This window comes from Pacificibacter sp., assembly GCF_039769035.1.
GTDB lineage: Bacteria > Pseudomonadota > Alphaproteobacteria > Rhodobacterales > Rhodobacteraceae > Celeribacter.
The window spans coordinates 25,158-45,334 of sequence record NZ_JBDMZG010000140.1 but is presented as its reverse complement, the minus strand read 5'-3'; the positions used below and the strand labels follow the sequence as shown (position 1 = coordinate 45,334).

General features: G+C 54.8%; 17 protein-coding genes. 10 read left to right on the top strand and 7 right to left on the bottom strand.

Annotated elements, in window-relative coordinates; all coding sequences use genetic code 11:
* On the bottom strand, window positions 1-281 hold a 281-nt coding region (locus tag ABF287_RS12200; protein WP_347185280.1), incomplete at its 3' end, for a hypothetical protein.
* Window positions 282-571: 290 nt separating this feature from the next.
* Between ABF287_RS12200 and ABF287_RS12195 the strand changes: the two genes are divergently transcribed.
* The 3 genes from ABF287_RS12195 to ABF287_RS12185 all read left to right on the top strand — a co-directional run bounded on the left by ABF287_RS12195 (window position 572) and on the right by ABF287_RS12185 (window position 3,042).
* Window positions 572-1,180, top strand: coding sequence for an aminodeoxychorismate/anthranilate synthase component II (locus ABF287_RS12195; RefSeq protein WP_347185279.1), 609 nt, complete (start codon window positions 572-574; stop codon window positions 1,178-1,180).
* Window positions 1,177-2,208 (top strand): anthranilate phosphoribosyltransferase, encoded by a 1,032-nt coding sequence (gene trpD / locus ABF287_RS12190; protein WP_347185278.1) that lies wholly within the window; start codon window positions 1,177-1,179, stop codon window positions 2,206-2,208. The genes ABF287_RS12195 and trpD overlap by 4 nt, the downstream gene beginning before the upstream one ends.
* Before the next feature lie 147 nt (window positions 2,209-2,355).
* Window positions 2,356-3,042, top strand: a complete 687-nt coding sequence (locus ABF287_RS12185; protein ID WP_347185277.1) for a hypothetical protein — start codon at window positions 2,356-2,358, stop codon at window positions 3,040-3,042.
* A gap of 121 nt (window positions 3,043-3,163) precedes the next feature.
* Here the strand turns inward: ABF287_RS12185 and ABF287_RS12180 are convergent, their stop codons facing one another.
* From ABF287_RS12180 to ABF287_RS12160, 5 genes are all read right to left on the bottom strand, one after another.
* Complete coding sequence (locus tag ABF287_RS12180; RefSeq protein WP_347185276.1) at window positions 3,164-4,552, bottom strand: TRAP transporter large permease; 1,389 nt, start codon at window positions 4,550-4,552, stop codon at window positions 3,164-3,166.
* Between the two features lie 5 nt (window positions 4,553-4,557).
* Window positions 4,558-5,247, bottom strand: coding sequence for a TRAP transporter small permease (locus tag ABF287_RS12175; RefSeq protein WP_347185275.1), 690 nt, complete (start codon window positions 5,245-5,247; stop codon window positions 4,558-4,560).
* Window positions 5,248-5,409: 162 nt separating this feature from the next.
* A complete protein-coding gene (locus ABF287_RS12170; RefSeq protein ID WP_347185274.1) occupies window positions 5,410-6,411 on the bottom strand; it encodes a TRAP transporter substrate-binding protein in 1,002 nt (333 codons plus the stop codon).
* Between the two features lie 286 nt (window positions 6,412-6,697).
* Window positions 6,698-7,939: a sigma-54 dependent transcriptional regulator gene (locus ABF287_RS12165; protein ID WP_347185273.1), complete on the bottom strand. Its 1,242-nt coding sequence runs from the start codon at window positions 7,937-7,939 to the stop codon at window positions 6,698-6,700.
* On the bottom strand, window positions 7,936-9,750 hold the full coding sequence (locus ABF287_RS12160) for an ATP-binding protein (protein ID WP_347185272.1): 1,815 nt from the start codon (window positions 9,748-9,750) through the stop codon (window positions 7,936-7,938). The genes ABF287_RS12165 and ABF287_RS12160 overlap by 4 nt, the downstream gene beginning before the upstream one ends.
* Before the next feature lie 102 nt (window positions 9,751-9,852).
* Between ABF287_RS12160 and ABF287_RS12155 the strand changes: the two genes are divergently transcribed.
* The 5 genes from ABF287_RS12155 (at window position 9,853) to lexA (ending at window position 14,676) form a co-directional block, all read left to right on the top strand.
* Entirely contained in the window at window positions 9,853-11,046 is a 1,194-nt protein-coding gene (locus ABF287_RS12155) for a cytochrome P450 (protein ID WP_347185271.1), read from the top strand.
* Window positions 11,047-11,105: 59 nt separating this feature from the next.
* On the top strand, window positions 11,106-11,906 hold the full coding sequence (gene trpC, locus ABF287_RS12150; protein WP_347185270.1) for an indole-3-glycerol phosphate synthase TrpC: 801 nt from the start codon (window positions 11,106-11,108) through the stop codon (window positions 11,904-11,906).
* 21 nt (window positions 11,907-11,927) lie between these two features.
* Entirely contained in the window at window positions 11,928-12,416 is a 489-nt protein-coding gene (gene moaC / locus ABF287_RS12145; protein WP_347185269.1) for a cyclic pyranopterin monophosphate synthase MoaC, read from the top strand.
* On the top strand, window positions 12,413-13,582 hold the full coding sequence (locus ABF287_RS12140) for a molybdopterin molybdotransferase MoeA (RefSeq protein ID WP_347185268.1): 1,170 nt from the start codon (window positions 12,413-12,415) through the stop codon (window positions 13,580-13,582). The genes moaC and ABF287_RS12140 overlap by 4 nt, the downstream gene beginning before the upstream one ends.
* Before the next feature lie 383 nt (window positions 13,583-13,965).
* Window positions 13,966-14,676 carry a transcriptional repressor LexA gene (gene lexA, locus ABF287_RS12135; RefSeq protein ID WP_347185267.1) on the top strand — a complete coding sequence of 237 codons (711 nt, stop codon included), beginning with the start codon at window positions 13,966-13,968 and terminating at the stop codon, window positions 14,674-14,676.
* Between the two features lie 128 nt (window positions 14,677-14,804).
* On the opposite strand, the gene ABF287_RS12130 is transcribed toward lexA, so the two are convergent.
* A complete protein-coding gene (locus tag ABF287_RS12130) occupies window positions 14,805-16,970 on the bottom strand; it encodes a ComEC/Rec2 family competence protein (protein ID WP_347185266.1) in 2,166 nt (721 codons plus the stop codon).
* Window positions 16,971-17,172: 202 nt separating this feature from the next.
* Here ABF287_RS12130 and gltX point away from each other — a divergent pair, with 202 nt between their 5' ends.
* Together gltX and gltA are read left to right on the top strand one after the other, a co-directional pair.
* Window positions 17,173-18,606, top strand: a complete 1,434-nt coding sequence (gltX, locus tag ABF287_RS12125) for a glutamate--tRNA ligase (RefSeq protein ID WP_347185265.1) — start codon at window positions 17,173-17,175, stop codon at window positions 18,604-18,606.
* A gap of 245 nt (window positions 18,607-18,851) precedes the next feature.
* Window positions 18,852-20,150, top strand: coding sequence for a citrate synthase (gene gltA / locus ABF287_RS12120; protein WP_347185264.1), 1,299 nt, complete (start codon window positions 18,852-18,854; stop codon window positions 20,148-20,150).
* Window positions 20,151-20,177: the final 27 nt, after the last annotated feature.

Below are 20,177 nucleotides of genomic sequence, written 5' to 3'. Positions count from 1 at the left end.
GGCTGAGGCTGAGGCTGAGGCTGAGGCTGAGGCTGAGGCTGAGGCTGAGGCTGAGGCTGAGGCTCAGGCTGAGGAATGAGCCCTCCAGGCGTCTTTGGCAAGCGGTCAGATACCTCTTCCGCAGGCATCAATGTTGGCTGGGTTCTTTTGTTTACTGCCGCACCAGAACCTTGCTGGACAGGCGACAAAGACACGGGGTCCAAAACCACATTGGCAATAGCCACCAAGCCCACGCTTGCAACAGAGCCCCAGAGCAACCCTGATAAAAATCCGCGTCCCATTCGTCGTCGCCTTTTACTTTTATGCGTGCACAATATTGCTTTCGACTGTCAGCACAGGCACGCGGTCGTGAAATTTGGCGCAAATGCGGCGCCAAAACGCTTAAGACACGACGAAAATCAAGTACCTACCCTTGACCCTTCGCCTGCCTTCGTGAACATGTATAGCGCGTGCTTGAACTGGGTTCATCCCCTTTTACGCATACAACGCACGATGGATCACGTTAGACCGCAATTTGGTCAAATCGAACCCAATCTTCGTGCTTTCGACAACCGTTTTGGAAAGACCTATCATGCTGCTCTTGATCGATAACTACGACAGTTTCACATACAACCTTGTGCATTACATCGGCGAGCTGGGCGTGACCTCAAAGGTTGTCCGCAACGATGATTTGACAGTGGAACAGGCCTTGGCGCTTAAGCCCTCTGGCATTTTGCTGTCCCCTGGTCCCAAAACACCGAAAGAGGCTGGTATTTGTGTGGATATGATCCATGCGGCAGCCGAAGCAAAGATTCCGCTCTTTGGCGTTTGCCTTGGGCACCAATCCATTGGCCACGCGTTCGGAGGCAATGTTGTGCGTTGCCACGAAATCGTCCACGGCAAAATGGGCAATATCCAACACGAAGGCAAAGGCGTGTTTGCAGGTCTGCCTTCGCCTTTGTTGGCCACGCGCTATCATTCTTTGGTCGTGGACCGCGCCACCCTACCCGATTGTTTGGAAATCACAGCCGAATTGGAAGATGGTACAATCATGGGTCTGCGTCACAAAACCCTGCCGATTGAAGGCGTGCAGTTTCACCCAGAAAGCATCCGGTCCGAACACGGCCACGAAATGCTGCGCACATTCTTGAACCAATTCGCCAATACCACCGAAGTCGCTTCTCAAAAGGTGTCCGCATGAGCGATCCAGTGCAGTTTGACGCAATGAAGCCCTTTATCGGTGCCGCTGCTGACCGCCCTTTGACCCGCGCGGAAGCTGATGAGGCCTTTGGCATTTTGTTTCGCAACGAGGCCTCTCCCGCACAAATCGCGGGACTTCTGGTGGCCTTGCGCACCCGCGGTGAAACTGTTGATGAAATCGCCGCCGCTGCCGCCACCATGCGCGCGCATTGCGTGGCTGTTTCCGCCCCTGCGGGCGCGATGGATATCGTCGGCACAGGCGGTACGGGCAAAGCGACCTTGCAAATTTCCACCGCGACCGCCTTTTGCACCGCAGGTGCTGGCGTGCCCGTGGCCAAACACGGCAATCGCAAACTGTCTTCGAACTCTGGTGCTGCTGACAGTTTGGGCGTCAATGGCATCAATGTCATGGTCGGCAAAGACATAGTTGAAAAAGCGATTAAAGAGATTGGCATCGGCTTTATGATGGCCCCGATGCATCACCCCGCAATGAAACACGTCATGCCCGTGCGCATTGATCTGGGCACCAGAACAGTTTTCAACATCCTAGGGCCGCTGACCAATCCGGCAGGCGTCAAACGCCAACTCACAGGCGCGTTTTCCCCTGATTTGATCAAACCCATGGCCGAAGTCCTCGGCGCGCTTGGATCAGAAAAAGCGTGGTTGGTGCATGGCTCTGACGGCACGGATGAAGTGACGATCACGGGCGAGACTTCTGTGGCGAAACTCGAGGGCGGCGTGGTCACCATGGGCACGCTGCATCCCGAAGACGCTGGCCTGCCCGTGTATGAATTCAAAGACATCGAAGGCGGCAGTCCAGAATCCAACGGCGCGCGGATGCGGGCTGTTCTGGCAGGTGAGGAAACCGGTGCCTACCGTGACGCTGTGCTGCTCAACACCGCTGCCGCTTTGGTAATTGCCGATAGGGTCAGTGATTTGAAAGCAGGCGTTGAAGTGGCGAAAGAGAGCATTGAAAGCGGTGCAGCATTGGCGAAACTCGAAGGCTTGGCGGCGTTGACGTCTGAATAGAGCATTTGTTGTATCGCTGCTGTCAGGTTTGAGGCCTATTTGCCTTTTCAACGCTGGTCTGATTTTGTCGCGTTGTAGGCGATTAAACATGTAAGTGCGAAGTTTTGAGAAATTAAGTTACCGTAAAGGGCACTGAGGTATCAATAGATGCTGAAGCTAGATGAAGAGTTGGAGGCGTTTGATCGCACTCTAGCTGAAATAAAAAGGGTGCTAGCATCACTCACCCCCCAAGACCTAAACCAAAAAAGCATCGCGTGGGTTTTTGCTATTTTGAAGCGCAGCCAAGATATGATCTATACGGCTGATGCGAGCATAAAGGTCGGACATTACGTTTCCGGGTGCCTATTGATCAGAGGCTTGATAGAAAATGCCGCAATATTGAATGGTTTCGAAAGACACTGCCGTCAAAAATTGGACTGCACTGAAACAAATGTTTACGTCGATGAAATTGCAATGAAATTTATCCTTTCGTCGCGAGCAAACACATCCCGCGAACAGGCGGTTAATATTCTTACACACCTAGACAAATATGCCAAAGAGACCAATCCGAGCATCCGAGCATCCGAGCATCCGAGCATCCGAGAAACTTACGACCATCTATCCAATTGGTGCCATCCTAATTTCGAGGGGACGTTCAATCCGTTCGTAGAAATTATCGACGGGCAAATGCGCCCAAATGATAAGCCATCAGTGCTAGATACAGTTTCTATTTCTTCGTGCCTTCCAATCTCCATTGCGTCAGTAAGAATTGAGTCGGTCAAAGCAATTGCAGCAACGCTCCCTAGCGACATAAGGCAAAAGATAGAGGCGGGTTACTCGAACCCCCAAGCCTGACAGAGACCTTCACAAGTCTAACGGCAGCTTCGTCCCACAGAGCAGATGTTTTACTCCAAAACCAAAAACGGCGCGCCCTGTTTCCGAGGCGCGCCGTTTTGGTTTTTCAATGCTCCAATCGCTAATTGGTTATGATCTCAGGTCCCATAAGCGAGTTCGGCAGGTAGGTCGAAATCATCGGTATGTAGGTGACCATGATCAAGAAGACGAACAAGATTGCGAGGAATGGCAGAGCAGCGCGCACAACCGCCATCATCGGCATGCCTGCGACACCTGAGGTCACGAAGAGGTTGAGCCCCACAGGCGGTGTGATCATGCCGATTTCCATGTTCACCACCATGATGATGCCGAGGTGGATCGGGTCAACGCCCAGTTCAATCGCAATCGGGAACACCAGTGGTGCGACGATGACGATCAGGCCTGAGGGCTCCATGAATTGCCCCCCGATGAGCAAGATCACATTGACCATCACGAGGAACATGATTTTGCCAAAACCAGCAGACAACATCGCTTCTGCGATTTTCTGCGGGATTTGTTCATCGGTCAAAACATGCTTCAAAATCAGCGCATTGGCGATGATGAACATCAACATGATGGTCAACTTGCCCGCTTCAAACAGCGTGTGGCGCGTGTCTTTGTGGAAAAACGCCGTCACGATGGCTTGTGGCTTTTTCAGCAAAGAAATGCTCTCGTTTGAGCCTTTGAGTGGGCCCATATCGCGGTAGACGAAAGAGGCGACAAAGAACGCGTAAACAGAGGCCACAGCGGCCGCTTCGGTGGGGGTAAAGATCGCGCCTGTGATGCCTGGCACGCCGTAGATGCCGACCATGATGATGACGATCAACATCAAGCCCCAGAAAGCGTCCTTGAACGAGGTAAAGATCTCGCCCCAGCCCTGCCATTCGCCTTTGGGAAGGTTTTTCACCCGCGCGATGACATAGATGGCGATCATCAACATGGAGCCCGCCAAAAGGCCTGGGATCACCCCTGCCAAGAACATGCGGCCGACAGAAACATCCGTGGCAGAGGCGTAAACAACCATCACGATGGACGGCGGGATCAAGATGCCAAGCGTACCAGCATTACAGATCACACCAGCGGCGAAGTCCTTGGTGTAGCCCACCTTTTTCATCGCAGCGATCACGATCGTCCCGATAGCAACAACAGTCGCAGGCGAAGAGCCAGACAAGGCCGCAAAGATCATACAGGCAAAGACACCCGCGATGGCCAGACCGCCATGCATGTGGCCGACACAGGCGATGGAAAAGCGCACGATGCGCGTCGCCACGCCGCCTGTGGACATGAAACTAGAGGCCAAGATGAAGAACGGGATCGCCAGCAACGTGTAGTGACCCGCCATGGCTTGGTACAAAGACTGCGCCACCGACGCGAGAGAGGTGTCTGAAAACATGAGCAAAAAGATCATGGACGACAGGCCAAGGGACACAGCAATCGGCGCACCGATCAACAAAAGGCCCAAGACCATGGTGAAAAGAAAGACGACATCCATTGGTACTATTCCTCGTATTCGCCGCGCGCTACGCGTTCGACTTCATCTTCTGCTTCATGGGACACGATCAGGCTGGATTGCTCGCCTTTGATGATGCGGATCGTCGCTTGGACAACGCGCAGCAAGATCAAGCCACAGCCAAAGGGAATGATGGTATAGGGCACAACGCGCGGCAGCTTGTCATACGCCTCGCCATAGTTGATCGCGTCCTCCAACCAGCGGAAAATCCCCAGCATCGGCACTTGGTCGGTGATGTAGAACGCGCGGTCGCGGGTGTTCTCGGTAAAACCGGTTGGGAACCAGCGGCCTTCGGTGGGTTGCAAGGCTGCGAATGGCGCCCAGTAATCCCACGCACCTTTCATCAGCAAAGCGGCATAAGCCAAACAGGCTAGCGCCGCGAGTATCGCCGCAACACGACGACCACGATTGGGCAACATATTGGTGATGGCATCGACGCCAAGGTGGGTGTTCTTTTTAAAGCCGTATGAAATGCCCAGCATGACGAGCCACGCGAACAAGATCAAAACGACCTCAAGACCCCAAATCAGGCTTTCGTTAAACACGTAACGCAGCACCACGTTGAAGAACGTGATCAGGGTCATCGCACCCAAAATGCCAGCGATAATGTTTTCTTCAAGCGCATCGAAAAAGCGCGCGACGGCGCTTTGCGGCTTATTGTCAGATTGATGTGACATCTGTGTCCCCCACATCCTCGAAAATTGATGGGCCTCATGCCACCGCTGCGACGCAAAGGTCGTGCGAGGTCTGTTATGTCGGCAACCGCTGAGGCCGAAACGGTGCCTATAAAAATGGCCCCAACACTTTGGTCGGGGCCAAGTTAGTGTCAGATCAAAGTCTTAGTGCTTTGCGTTAATCGCTTGTGCTTCGGCGATGTTTTCGGCGCCTACGTCGCCTTCAAACTGCGCCCAAACCGGCTTCATCACATCGACCCAAGCTTGACGTTGCTCAGCTGTCAGCTCGCGGATAACGCCGCCTGCATCCAGAACCGCTTGGCGGTTGTCTTTGTCGACTTCAGCAATCGCTGCGTTCCGCTCTTTGGTCACTTCGTCCATGATGGTCGCGAGCTGATCACGGATATCCGCGTCGAGGCCGTCCCACCAGTCAACAGATGTCACAACCATGTAGTCCAAAAGACCGTGGTTTGTTTCTGTTGTACCGTCTTGAACTTCAAAGAACTTTTTGCCGTAGATGTTGGACCAAGTGTTTTCTTGACCGTCCACAACACCCGTTTGCAACGCGCCGTATACTTCAGAGAAGGACATCGGTTGTGGAGAGGCGTCGAGCGCTTCCATTTGCGCGACCAAAACGTCAGATGGCTGTACGCGGAACTTGAGGCCAGCGGCGTCAGTTGGGTTGATCAAAGGCACATTCGCAGAGAATTGCTTCAGACCATTGTGCCAAAAGCCAAGACCCAAAAGACCACGACGCGTCATGGATTCTTTCATGGCCTGACCTGTTGCAGAGCTTTGGAACTCTTCAACTGCGTCCATGTTTTTGAACATGAATGGCAAGTCAAAGATACGGAACTGCTTGGTGAAAACTTCGAACTTGGACAAAGACGGTGCGGCCATTTGCACGTCGCCTTGCAGCATCGCTTCGAGCACTTGGTCATCGTTGTACAAAGTGGAGTTCGGGTAGACTTCAACACAAACCTTACCGTTCATTTCAGCGTTCACACGCTCCATGAACAAAGAGGCAGCGATGCCTTTAGGGTGTTTGTCAGTGTTGGTGACGTGGCTAAATTTAATAACCATTTCGCCAGCGTCACAAGCCGCGAATGCGGAAGTACCAGTGACTGTTAGAGCAAGTGCTGTTGCAGCTGTTGCGAGAAATTTCATGAATGTCCTCCCCAGACATAATGTCAAAATCTTTGGCCTGCCAAGTAACGCCGCCTTTGAATCGGGGCTTGGTAGGCTCGACATAGGAATGACAGCCGACACATCTAGGCGGCAAGGGGAAGAAATACTTTTGTGAAATAAATTGTAAAATCGTTATAAATCAAAACATTAAAGAACATTTGCGCGCACATCGGCGATGCTGCAATCGCATCGTGTGCGATTCTCCGCACTGCTGTTAGCGGAACATGTGCGAAATATCGCACACTCGGTTCTGCACATGCTGTGCCTAGCGATACAATTCAGCCTTCACTCCGTGCCGCGTGAGTTTGTCGTAGAACGTCTTGCGTGGCAGCTTTAGCCCACGCGCGGCCTCGGTGGCATTGCCCTTATGACGCTGCAAGGCCGCGATCAGCAAGGATCGTTCGACCTGTGCCATTTGCTCATTCAGCCCCAATTCGCTTTCTTGCGCGTCCCCGTCTGACAGCCCCATGGCAAAGCGCATGGCGGCATTCATCAGGCTGCGGGCATTGCCAGGCCAGTCTTGGGCCATCAACTTAGCAATGATGTCTGGGGTAATATCAGGCACGGGCAGATTGGTTTGCTCGCAGGCGATATCGACGTAGTGGCGAAACAACACGGGGATATCTTCGGGGCGTTCGCGCAAGGACGGGATACGGATCACGGCGGCCTCAAGGCGGTAAAACAGATCGGCCGAAAACGCGCCCTGTTTGGCCAAAACGGACAGGTCTGCATAAGACCCCGCAATCAAGCGCGGGCGATCATGGGTTTCCAGCAACTCCAACAAGGCAAACTGCGCATCCGACGGCAGGCCCGCCACCTCGTCAATGAACACAGACCCGCCAGTGGCATCTTGAAACGCGGTTACGATCGCTTCTGCAGACATCGCAGCGCCTGAGAACTTCAAGAAAGGCGCAAGAGAGCCAGCGGACAAAAGATGCACCACTTCGGCCATTTTCGCGGTACCAACGCCCGGTTCACCCGTGATCAAGACATCCGCGGCTGAACGTGCGACGGCGCGGGCTTCGTCGCGCAAACGCCGCGACAAATCCGACGTGCCCCGCAACAACCGCGCCGCTGCATCGCCCGCATCCACTTGGCGTTTCAAACGGCGGTTTTCCAGCACCAAAGCCCGCGTGCGCAGGGCTTTTTCCACCACCGCAAGCAATTCTTTGGGCGAGCAGGGTTTTTCCAGAAAATCGAACGCCCCGCTGGAAATGCCTTTCACCGCCATAGGGATATCGCCCTCGCCTGTGAGCAAAATCACTGGCAGTTCTGGATCGATGCTTTGGGCATATTCCAGCAACGCAAACCCGTCTTTGCCGGGCATCCGAATGTCGGTAACTACCACGCCCGCAAAGTCGCGGATGATGTGGTCCTTGGCCTCAATATAAGTGCCTGCCAAGGTGGGCGCCAAATCCGCAAGATCAAGCGTTTGCCCCAAAGCCTCGCGCACGGAAGCGTCGTCATCGACCAATAGCACGCGGTCTATGGCATTGGTGCGTTTCATTCGGCGGCCTCCTCAGGATGCTTGGCTTGGGCTTCAGCGCGGGGCAATTCGATCACAAATTCCGCACCACCGCCCGCAGGGTTGCTGCCGCGAATAGAGCCGCCAAAGCTTTGAATCAAGCCATAAGAAATCGACAGGCCCAACCCCATACCTTGGGCCGCGCCGACCTCTTTGGTGGTATAAAACGGCTCGAACATCTTGTCTGGATCGGCGATCCCGGCCCCAGAATCGCGAATACGCAACACCACAGGATCAGAATTTTCCAAGACAATACAAAGGGTTTTTGGATCATGCCCATGCATCGCATCCACAGCATTGGACACCAAGTTCATCACCACCTGCTGCAAACGCACATCGCCACCACGTACATAGGTCTTGGGCTGCGGCGTCCACTCGACAGAAACACCTGCACCGGAAATTTTGCCCATGGTCATTTCTAGTGCGGCATCGACGACAGCACTCAGATCGACATCTGAGATGGCCTCGTTTTCTTGGCGCGCGAAAGCCCGAAGATTTTTGATGATGCGCCCCATGCGCCGCGACAGCTCGGCAATGCGGCCCAGATTGTCGCCCGCTTTATCCGCATTGCCACGATCCAAAAACAACTGCGCGTTTTCGGAAAAGCTGCGGATGGCCATCAGCGGCTGATTGAGCTCATGTGATATCCCCGCAGACATTTCGCCCAGCGCAGTGAGTTTTCCGGCTTGCACCAGATCGGCCTGCGCGCGCCTGAGCCTTGCTTCAGCCTCTTCGCGCTCGGCCACTTCGCGCATCAAATCACGGTTGGCGATTTCCAAAGCGGCGGTGCGTTTGGCCACACGGGCCTCAAGGCGCATATTGGCTTCAGACAGGGTACGACGCCGTTCGGTCGCCAGAACTAAAAATGCGCCAAAGGCAAAGGCAATCGCCGCCGCCAGCCCCGCTTGCAGACGCGCAATTGAGCGCACGGGGGACAGATCATACAAAAGCTCGCCGGTCATATCGATGATAGGCAACGGCTGTTTGATGTGAAGGGCACTGGATGGAATATACGGACCTGCGGACATGTTCCAAACGTCATGACCACCAACAACGCGCTTGCGAACCACAGGGAAATCGCCTGCGCTGCCGCCTGCCAAAATCAATTCGGTGCGGTTGGATACGAAAATCACATCCGCTGTATCGGTGAAATAGACTGCGAAAGGATCTGCAGGCCAACCCCATTCGATCAGCTCCACATCGACGCTGACAATCACGGCCCCTTGTGCCGCCCCACCCGGTTCGAACACAGGGGCAGCATAGACGAAACGGCGATCTCCGCCGGTATCAACGAAATGCGCCACGCCCAGCGCACCGTCCATCGCCCGATCAAAAGCTATACGCGCGCCGATGGGCATCACATGTTCTTGCGAAGCGGCCAGCACCCTGCCCGTACGCGACACCAACATCAAAGACTGCGACCCTGTTTTATCGGCCATGCTTTGCAACAGATCGGCGCCTTTGTCTTGCAAGACGCGCAAGGCGCCTAGGTCACTATCCAGCTCTGTTTGTTGGAACACCAAGGACAAAACAGTCGGATGCTCGGCCAAGATCACCGCCAATTCGCGGTATCGCCCAAGTCCTGAACGCAAACGGTCCGTGGACAATGTCAGATCGGCCTTACCGCGTGCCGCGGCTTGGTCCAATTCAGACCGAAAGGCGAGTGTGTATGTCCCCAGCCCAACACAGGTCACAAGCAGCAACAAGCCCAGCGCCTCGGCCACACGTCGTTTCAGCGTGCCATCGGGCTGTTCAGCTATAGGCGTCGGTTTGGTATCAGGTGTCTGGGTCATATGGGGACAGTCTAGAAACTCCTGCTTGCAATGCAAAGCACCAAGCGGCAGGTTTGCCACGACATTATTGATCGCTATCCCTATCCCAGATGAGCCCAGCGCATGAAAACTCTGATTCAAGATCCCAAAAGCCCTGCCTTTGTTCAGAATCCCTATGGGTTTTACGACACCTTGCGCGCGTCTGGACCTATCGCGTTTTGGAAAGATCTGGAGTTGCCTGTGGTGTCTTCATACGACGGGGTACAGATGGGATTGAAAGATCGCCGTTTTGGGCGTGAGGCCCCTGAAGGGTTTAAGCCCCTGATCCCCGATCACTTGCGGCCGTTCTATGATGTGGATGATCATTCGATGCTGGAGCTTGAAGGCGATAGGCATAGGCGCTTGCGCGGGCTGGTGCTCAGGGCTTTTACCTCACGGCGGATCAAAGAGCTTGCCCCTGAGATCACCCAGACCTGTCATGATCTGATCGACGCCTTTCCAGATGGCCCAGCGCCGGATGGGTTTGATCTGCTCAAAGCCTATGCCACCCCCCTGCCCATTCGCATTATTTCCAATCTCTTGGGCGTGCCTGTTGAGATGGGCGATCAATTGCTGGCTTGGTCTAACGCTATGGTCGCGGTCTATACGCCCCTGTGCAGTCATGAGACCGAAGTGGCCGCAGCCGTTGCTGCCACCGCGTTTTCCGACTTTATGCGCTCCTATATAGACAAACGCCGCACAGACCCGCGTGACGATTTGATCACGCATCTGATTGCGGCTGAGGAAGATGGCGAGAAACTTACCACGCAAGAGTTGATCACCACCTGTATTTTGCTCTTGAACGCAGGCCATGAGGCGACTGTGCACTCTATCGGCCTCGCGGTGAAAACCCTGTTGGACCATAACACCCCTGTAGAGATGTTAGACGACACCCGTATTGATGGCACTGTCGAGGAGCTCTTGCGGTATGATCCCCCCCTGCATCTGTTCCAGCGCTGGGTGAATGAGGACACGGTGTTCCTTGGCCAAGAGTTCAAACGCGGTGATAAAATAGGCCTGTTGCTGGGCGCGGCCAATCGTGATGATGACGCGTGGGATGATCCGCATGTCTTTAATCCCAGCCGTAAGGTGAAACAAAACACTGCCTTTGGCGGCGGCATCCATTTCTGCGTTGGCGCACCCCTAGCACGGCTGGAAATGCGGATCGCTTTGCCTGTGCTGTTTGAACGCTGTCCCGAGTTACAACTCACCCAGCCCCCCCGCTTTGGCAATACGTGGCATTTTCATGGGCTAGAGACATTGATGGTCCGGCCATAAGCCTCTAACAAGATCCCCAACACTCTACAGCAGACACGATTAGATACTGGAAAACGCAAATGGCCACAGTGCTCGACAAGATCAAAGCCTATAAACTCGAAGAAGTGGCCGCCGCCAAACAGGCTGTGTCCCTGTCCGATCTTGAGGCACAGGCCGCAGCACAATCCGCCCCCCGTGGATTTGCCTCTGCGTTGCAGGCTGCCGCGACAACAGGCTATGGCTTGATTGCCGAGGTCAAAAAGGCCTCGCCCTCCAAAGGTCTGATCCGCGCTGATTTCAACCCGCCTGTTTTGGCCAAAGCCTATGAGGACGGTGGTGCGACTTGCCTCTCCGTGCTCACAGACACGCCATCTTTCCAAGGCGCGCCTGAGTTTTTGGTCGCGGCCCGCGCGGCCGTGTCCTTGCCCGTGCTGCGCAAAGACTTCATGTATGACACCTACCAAGTGACGGAAGCCCGCGCGTGGGGGGCCGATGCGATTTTGGTGATCATGGCGTCTGTATCGGACGCGCAAGCGCTCGAGCTTGAAGACGCCGCCATGGCGCAAGGCATGGATGTGCTGGTCGAAGTGCACGACGAAGAAGAACTCGAACGCGCTTTGGCGCTCAAATCGCCTTTGCTTGGCGTCAACAACCGCAATCTGAAAACCTTTGAGACCTCGCTCGACACCACTGTGCGCCTGTCCAAGATGGTGCCAGAGGGCAAGCTTTTGGTCTGTGAAAGCGGGTTGTCCAATGCGGATGATTTGGCCGCGATGGCCCCACATGGCGCGCGTACGTTCTTGATCGGCGAAAGCCTGATGCGCCAAGATGACGTAACCGAGGCCACGCGCACACTTTTGGCCAATCCCGTACCCGCATAACCCACACCTAAGGATCACAGCATGGCAGAGCTCACCCATTTCGACGACGGCGGCAACGCCCATATGGTGGATGTCTCTGGCAAGGCTGTGACCGACCGTTTGGCCACCGCCGAAGCTGCGATCAAAATGCGGCCCGAAACACTCGCGCATATCACGCAAGGTACTGCGAAAAAGGGCGATGTCTTGGGCGTGGCGCGGCTTGCGGGCATCATGGGGGCGAAAAAGACCTCTGATCTTATTCCTTTGTGTCATCCCCTGCCGATCACCAAGGTGACGCTGGATCTCGCCCCTGACGAGACATTGCCAGGCGTGCGCATCACCGCCACGGTGAAAACCTCCGGTCAGACTGGCGTGGAAATGGAAGCTCTGACAGCCGCCTCCACCGCCGCGCTCACCATCTACGACATGTTGAAAGCCGCAGAAAAAGGCATGGAGATCGTGTCCATTCGCCTCTTGCGCAAAGAAGGCGGCAAATCTGGCGTCTACACTGTGGACGAGACATCATCATGATTTCCGTCTCAGAGGCATTGGATCACGTCTTTTCGCTTTGCGAGGCTTTGGACACTGAAACAATCCCCCTGCGCGATGGCCTAAACCGTGTCCTCGCCACGGATGCCACAGCGACACGCAATCAACCGCCGTTTTCTGCCTCAATCATGGATGGCTACGCCCTGCGTGACGATGAAAGCAAAATCGGAGCAGAGTTTACCGTCATCGGCGAAGCCGCTGCAGGGCACGCTTATGCTGGCACAGTGGGTGCAGGCCAAGCCGTGCGTATTTTCACCGGTGCCCCCCTGCCCAAAGGCGCGTCCCGTGTGGTGATCCAAGAAAACGTCACGCGCACAGGCGACCAGATCACACAAATGGATGTCTCCAGCACCACCAATATTCGCGACATCGGCGCTGATTTCAAAGTGGGCGATACAGTCAAAGCCCCGCGCAGGCTCACTTCTCGCGATTTGGCTTTGCTCGCAGCAATGAATATCCCCGAGATCGCAGTCACCTGCAAACCCATCGTGGCTTTGATCGCCACAGGCGACGAATTGGTCATGCCGGGTGAAACGCCAAATGACGCTCAAATCATCGCGTCCAATTCATTTGGCTTGGCGGCCATGGTCGAGGCCGCAGGCGGCATCGCGCGTATGCTGCCGATTGCCCGCGATAATGAGGCCTCCCTACGCCAAACCCTCACCCTTGCCCAAGATGCTGATATGATCGTCACAATCGGTGGCGCCTCTGTCGGCGATCATGACATCGTCGGCAAAGTTGCGATGGATATGGGCCTCTCCCGCGCTTTCTACAAAGTCGCCATGCGCCCCGGCAAACCGCTTATGGCGGGTAAAATCAACGGCAAAATGATGCTCGGCCTTCCAGGCAACCCTGTGTCGTCCTTGGTGACAGCGCACCTGTTCATGCTGCCCGCCCTGCACAAAATGCTCGGGCTTGAAGCCACTGCCATTCCAACGACCCAAATGCCTTTGAGCACGGATATTCCATCCAACGGCCCACGCGCCCACTATATGCGCGCGACGATTGCGAACGGCATGGTGGCACCAATGTCCAGCCAAGACAGCGCCTTACTGCGTATCCTCTCAAATGCCGATACATTGATCGTACGCGCTCCCTTTGCACCTGCTGCCAAAGCGGGCGAGCATGTCGATATAATTTCTTTGTAAAAAGCGACCTCCGTACTCCCAAATTAACGATGAATTAATCAACTTCCCTTCTCCTAAACCCAATTGGAAAACAGTGACAAACCGGCACGACAGGCCGCATATCACAACATTGGGAGAGTATTGTTGACACATTTAGGGAACAGCGGTAGAACATTATCAGAACACGACACCCATGCCATCTGGCGACAAACGGACCACGGCGGTCCTGTGATGTTTAAAAGCGCCGCACAAAATGTGCCGCGCCTCATCAAACCGCGGCCTTCGGGCCAAAACGTTACCGCCACACGCGATTTGTCCACCAGACAGGCACAGCTGCCGGAGTAATCCGGCGATAACTTGATCGGCATGGGATCACCAAAACGCGACACGGCGGGAGCACAGACATGCTGACAAAGAAACAGCTTCAATTGTTGGAATTTATCAACACACGGATGCACAAAGACGGTGTCCCACCGTCTTTCGATGAAATGAAAGAAGCGCTGGATCTGCGCTCTAAGTCCGGCATCCACCGCCTGATCACCGCCTTGGAAGAACGTGGTTTCATTCGCCGCCTCGCACACCGTGCGCGTGCGATTGAAATCGTGAAATTGCCCGAAAGTCTGGGCGGGCAACCCACAGCACCAACTGCCGCAGGGTTTCAGCCCCGCGTGATCGAAGGTGATCGTCCAAATTCTCCGCCCCCTGCGCAAGCAATGGAAGTGGCGGTCTCTGCTTTTAACCTACCTATCATGGGCAAAATCGCCGCAGGCGTGCCGATTGAAGCCGTGGAAGATGGTGCGCTGAATGTTGCAGTCCCAGGTTCAATGCTCTCTGGACGCGGCAATCACTATGCTTTGGAAGTCAAAGGCGAATCCATGATCGACGCTGGGATCAATGATGGCGACATCGTTGTGATCCGCGAGACGTCGCAGGCCTCGAACGGTGATATCGTTGTGGCGATGGTCGAGGGCTATGAAACCACGCTCAAACGCTACATGCGCAGCGGCGACACAATCGCGTTGGAGGCAGCCAACCCAGCCTTTGAAACACGCATGTTTTCTGCGGACAAGATCGAAATCCAAGGCAAACTAGTGGGCCTCATTCGCAGCTACTAGATGTGAGGCTTATCCCCTCACCCAAAGCCCCTTTCATGTTTCATGTGAGGGGCTTTGTCGTTCGCGTTTGACCAGAGACGCGCCAATTGCACATTCAAATTCTTGTGCAAATTCTGGAAAGGCCAACATCAAGGTTCCGTCTGCCAGTGCAGAGTTCGACCATTTGACCCCTCAACATAAAAGCGTGCCCCAAAAATGGGACGATCTTTGCTTTGCTGTATCGCGCGCGCTGAGACAGCTGGATCGCGGCGCAGTTCTGGCGCGCTCCACAACCTCACACCTGTTTGGCCAAGTGAGGTTTTTAAAACAAATCCATTGTCGCGCGGATCAATGGCAAGGGCGCCACTTTCATCCAAAAACGATGCGTCAAAGATATAACAATTGTCAGGCCAGTCGGCATCCCAGCGTTTGTTGACAATAACAACGTCATGCAACGCACAAGACTGCACAACGGCCTTCTGCCATCCGCGCCCAGTCACATGCGCGAAAGTAATGCCCGACACATCAAGTGGTGGAAAATTTCGAAGGGCTGCCGCGTATTGATCGGGGTGATCCCCATCATTTTCGAGCCACGATTGCGCCGCAAATCCTGATCCGCTTGGCTTGCTCAACGCGCGTCCCTCTGCGGTCATGCGCCCGACGAGCCCGCCGTCCCCAGATACAAGTAAACTTGGCCGATCCACGCCAATCCAAAAAATGGCGCCCAACACCATTGGCACAAGTCCCAACACCCTGATGCGACCGTGCCATAAGACCAAAAACAAACCGCCAAGTGCCAGCAATGGAAGCGTTTGGACAGGTGGCGTGACGATGTGCGTCACCGCCCCTTCAATGTTGCCAACAGTTTGCGCCACAAACAAAATCCAGCGAATGGCCGGTTCCATCACAAGCAAAGCAAGCCCTTGCAACCCGATCAGTGTCAGCACCGCCGCGGCCACAGCTGCAGGCATCACCACGGCCCCCATGATCGGCACGGAAATCACATTGGCAATCAAACCAAGGTCGGCAATGCGATTAAAATGCGCTGCCGCCACAGGTGCGGTGGCGATACCCGCCACAGCAGACGACATCACCACAGTCATCACGCCGCGCAACCAACTTGGCCACCGCGCCATAAGCCTAAGGTGTCGCACCAGCGTAAACACCGCCACCAAAGCAACCGTGGCGGCAAAAGACATCTGGAAGCCCGGTTCAGGCAGAACTTCTGGGCGCAAGCTCAAGATCACCAGCGCCGCCATCGCCACAGCGCGCAGGGAAATAGCCCGCCGATCAAAAAGGACTGCCACAAACATCATCAATACCATGATGTAAGCGCGTTCGGTCGCGACATTCCATCCAGACAACGCCAAGTACAATGCGCCAGCCAGCATAGCGCAAATCGCGGCAATCTTTTTAATCGGAAGATGAAAAAACGCCGCAGGAACAAACGAAAGAGCCATTCGAATCGCCGCAAAAATTACTCCGGTCAAAAGCCCCATATGCAGACCGGATATGGCCAGCAAGTGCGACAGATTACTGGCGCGCAGGTTTTCCGCAGTCTCGGCGGTAATACCCGAGCGATCACCGGTTAAGATTGCTGCAGCGAAGGCGCCCGGTTGCCCCGCCATGCGCGCCTGAAGGCCTTGCGACACAGTTTGGCGCAAGCGGTGTATCAGCAAAGACGCCCCTTCATCCGTTGGCCCCGCGCGCAAAACAGGAACGCGCGTGTAACCAACCGCGCCAAGGCGGTCGAACCACGCCATGCGTTGAAAGTTGAAACCACCAGGGTCGGCGGCACTGGGCGGTGGGGACAAGTGGCCGGTCATCGCAACACGTAAGCCTGGAACGGGCGTGATGTAATTTTGCGCGCCATGAAGTGACACGCGCACGCGCGCAGGCGTGCGGTCTGGCGGCATGTTTTTCAGTGTTACCTGATCAAGCGTGAGCCGGATCGCTTCGCTTGCGGATCTGTCAATTTTGACGACCCGTCCCTCAACAGGGCCATAGTAGCGATAGTTTAGCACTGGTGCTGCCACCAAATGGGCCCGCGCACCAGCAATCAAAAAGCCAAGGGACACCACCAACAGCATTGATAACGGTGGAGCGAAATATGCAGGGATAAAACACAAAAAAGCGGCAACAAAGGCAGCAAAGGTTGCCACGTAGATAAATGTCGCGAGATCCGGCTCTAAAGGCGTTGCGAAATAAAGCGACACACCAATCCCAAGCAGCACAGGCAGCCACAAAAACAAGCGGCCACGTTGCCGGTCAAAAATGTCGAGAAACCAATACAGTGGGGTCAAAATCAAAGTCACTGCGCCGCCATTTCCTGTTCGCCATCGCCCACGTTCTATGCGCGGGACCGGCATCATTGCGCAGTTTTGGGCGGAGCAAGGCGCGCCGTCACTAGGCGCGGCGTTAAAAGCGATTTCCACTTTGGATGAAAATGCTCTAGACCTGCGCGCAACACTGCACTTCAAGCTACCGCCATCATAGTTACCAAAGAGTTAACCCCCCATGTCAAACGCCACTTCCGCTTCAAACGTTTCTGCCAAACCCGTTGTCACACGGATTGCGCCCTCTCCAACTGGGGACATGCACATTGGGACGGCCCGCACAGCACTTTTCAGCTGGCTCTACGCCCGCGCGCGTGGCGGCAAATTTTTGCTTCGGATCGAAGACACAGATCGCGCGCGTTCCACACCTGAAGCCACGCAAGGCATTTTGGACGGCATGGCTTGGCTTGGTTTGGATTACGACGGCGAAGCGGTCAGCCAGTTTGAGCAAGCCGAACGCCACGCTGAGGTAGCGCTTCAGATGCTAGCGGACGGCAATGCCTACAAATGTTTTGCCACTCAGGACGAGATCGAAGCCTTTCGCGAGGCAGCCCGCGCCAATAAAACCAGCACTTTGTACCAGTCCCCTTGGCGCGATGCTGATCCCAGCACCTACCCTGATGCGCCTTATGTGATCCGCATGAAAGCACCACGGGACGGCGTGACTGTGATCAAAGATCAGGTGCAAGGCGATGTGACGATCAAGAATGACCAGATCGATGACATGATTGTACTGCGCTCTGACGGCACGCCGACCTATATGCTGGCGGTTGTGGTGGACGATCACGACATGGGCGTCACCCATGTTATTCGCGGGGATGACCATTTGGCCAACTCCGCACGCCAGATGATGGTTTACGCAGCGATGGGATGGGATTTGCCGGTCTATGCGCATATCCCGCTTATTTTCGGCCCAGATGGCAAGAAGATGTCGAAACGCCACGGTGCAACGGGCGTGAAAGAATACCAAGCGATGGGATACCCTGCGCAAGGCATGCGCAACTACTTGGCGCGTTTGGGCTGGTCTCATGGCGATGACGAATTTTTCTCGGACGCGCAAGCGATGGAATGGTTCGATCTTGATGGAATCAACAAGGCACCAGCGCGCTTTGATACGAAAAAGCTTGATAATATTTGCGGTCAACATTTGGCCATCATGGATGATGCACAAATCGTAAGCGAAATTGAGGGTTACCTTGCTGCATCTGCACAGCCCCCCTTCACCAGCGCACAGAAAACACGCCTGCTTGAGGCGATGTATTGCCTCAAAGGATCGGCCAAAAACTACCCTCAACTCGTTGAAAAGGCGCGATTTGCACTTAATTCACGTCCCGTGGATGTTGATGAGAAGGCGCAAAAACATCTTAACTCGGTATCCTACGGTATACTGAAGGAATTGACGCCGCACCTGCAAAGTGATAGCTGGAACCGCGACGCATTAGAGGCGGCTGTTGGCCGCGTTATGGATGCGCAAGAAATCGGCTTTGGGAAAGTCGCGGGACCGCTACGTGCGGCCCTTGCAGGACGCGCCCAAACACCGAGCGTACTTGATATGATGTTTGTGCTGGGGCGCGAAGAAACCCTGGCGCGCATCGCGGACGTACTGCAAGAGTAACACTCTAAAAGCACCTATTGCAGGCGCATTTGGGGATATGCGGCCACGCTATCAATGGCCGTCACAAATTCTATCGCGACTGTCACAGTCCGGTAACATGGCACGCCGCTAATACCGGCAAAGCCCAGACCAAAGAGCGGCACCGGCCCTCTTTAGCCACAGAGGGCGTGCGGATATTCTTTTGCGCGCCTTCCCCGACCTCCAGCGGCGCCCATAAGGCACCGCTGCCAACCGAAGGAATGACCATGGCAGACACAAAAAAAACAGCGACTCTGACGCTGGACGGAAAAACTTTCGAGCTTCCAGTCCACTCTCCGACCGAAGGACCAGATGTTGTTGATATCCGCAAGCTCTATGGCCAGGCAGGCGTGTTCACTTACGATCCAGGCTTCACATCAACTGCAGCATGTGACAGCTCTATCACTTACATCGATGGCGGCGAAGGTGTGCTTTTGCACCGTGGCTACCCAATCGGCGAATTGGCTGCGAACTCCCACTATCTTGAAGTGTGTTACTTGTTGCTGAACGGCGAACTGCCGACAGCTGCTGAACTTGAAAAATTTGAAAGCCTCGTGACCAACCACACAATGGTGCACGAGCAAATGCACAAATTCTTCTCAGGCTTCCGCCGCGATGCGCACCCGATGGCCATTATGGTCGGTGTTGTGGGCGCGATGTCTGCGTTCTACCACGATTCCACTGACATCTCTGATCCACACCAGCGCGAAGTTGCGACGATCCGTTTGATCGCGAAGATGCCAACAATCGCTGCGATGGCGTACAAATATGTTGCAGGTCAACCGTTTGTATACCCACGCAACGATCTTGATTACGCGTCAAACTTCTTGCGTATGTGTTTCGCCGTACCTGCTGAAGAGTACGAAGTGAACCCGATCTTGGCACGCGCCATGGACCGTATTTTCACATTGCACGCCGACCACGAACAAAACGCATCTACATCTACAGTGCGTTTGGCCTCCTCTTCTGGCGCCAACCCGTTCGCCTGTATCGCGGCTGGTATCGCCTGTCTTTGGGGCCCATCACACGGTGGTGCAAACCAAGCATGTTTGGAAATGTTGCAAGAAATCGGTTCTGTTGACCGCATTCCTGAATTCATCGCCCGTGCGAAAGACAAGAACGATCCGTTCCGCCTGATGGGCTTCGGTCACCGCGTTTACAAAAACTTCGACCCACGCGCGACTGTGATGAAACAGTCTGCTGACGAAGTGCTTGAACTTTTGGGCGTTGATGACAACCCAATCTTGCAAGTGGCAAAAGAACTCGAAGCGGCTGCCTTGGCTGATCCATACTTCGCAGAGAAGAAACTCTTCCCGAACGTGGACTTCTACTCAGGCATCATCCTCGAAGCGATGGGTTTCCCAACATCTATGTTCACACCGATCTTCGCCCTGTCCCGCACAGTGGGTTGGATTTCACAGTGGAAAGAGATGATCGAAGATCCAGCAATGAAAATTGGTCGCCCACGTCAGCTTTACACTGGCGAAACACAGCGCGAATACACAAACGTCGAAGACCGCGGCTAAGTCGCTTCTACGTCGTACAAATGAACA

What these genes read in the sequence shown, in the direction of transcription:
- ABF287_RS12195 (WP_347185279.1), top strand. Translation starts at nt 572, where the DNA reads ATGCTGCTCTTGATCGATAACTACGACAGTTTCACATACAACCTTGTG.
- trpD (WP_347185278.1), top strand. Translation starts at nt 1,177, where the DNA reads ATGAGCGATCCAGTGCAGTTTGACGCAATGAAGCCCTTTATCGGTGCC.
- ABF287_RS12185 (WP_347185277.1), top strand. Translation starts at nt 2,356, where the DNA reads ATGCTGAAGCTAGATGAAGAGTTGGAGGCGTTTGATCGCACTCTAGCT.
- ABF287_RS12180 (WP_347185276.1), bottom strand. Translation starts at nt 4,552, where the DNA reads ATGGATGTCGTCTTTCTTTTCACCATGGTCTTGGGCCTTTTGTTGATC.
- ABF287_RS12175 (WP_347185275.1), bottom strand. Translation starts at nt 5,247, where the DNA reads ATGTCACATCAATCTGACAATAAGCCGCAAAGCGCCGTCGCGCGCTTT.
- ABF287_RS12170 (WP_347185274.1), bottom strand. Translation starts at nt 6,411, where the DNA reads ATGAAATTTCTCGCAACAGCTGCAACAGCACTTGCTCTAACAGTCACT.
- ABF287_RS12165 (WP_347185273.1), bottom strand. Translation starts at nt 7,939, where the DNA reads ATGAAACGCACCAATGCCATAGACCGCGTGCTATTGGTCGATGACGAC.
- ABF287_RS12160 (WP_347185272.1), bottom strand. Translation starts at nt 9,750, where the DNA reads ATGACCCAGACACCTGATACCAAACCGACGCCTATAGCTGAACAGCCC.
- ABF287_RS12155 (WP_347185271.1), top strand. Translation starts at nt 9,853, where the DNA reads ATGAAAACTCTGATTCAAGATCCCAAAAGCCCTGCCTTTGTTCAGAAT.
- trpC (WP_347185270.1), top strand. Translation starts at nt 11,106, where the DNA reads ATGGCCACAGTGCTCGACAAGATCAAAGCCTATAAACTCGAAGAAGTG.
- moaC (WP_347185269.1), top strand. Translation starts at nt 11,928, where the DNA reads ATGGCAGAGCTCACCCATTTCGACGACGGCGGCAACGCCCATATGGTG.
- ABF287_RS12140 (WP_347185268.1), top strand. Translation starts at nt 12,413, where the DNA reads ATGATTTCCGTCTCAGAGGCATTGGATCACGTCTTTTCGCTTTGCGAG.
- lexA (WP_347185267.1), top strand. Translation starts at nt 13,966, where the DNA reads ATGCTGACAAAGAAACAGCTTCAATTGTTGGAATTTATCAACACACGG.
- gltX (WP_347185265.1), top strand. Translation starts at nt 17,173, where the DNA reads ATGTCAAACGCCACTTCCGCTTCAAACGTTTCTGCCAAACCCGTTGTC.
- gltA (WP_347185264.1), top strand. Translation starts at nt 18,852, where the DNA reads ATGGCAGACACAAAAAAAACAGCGACTCTGACGCTGGACGGAAAAACT.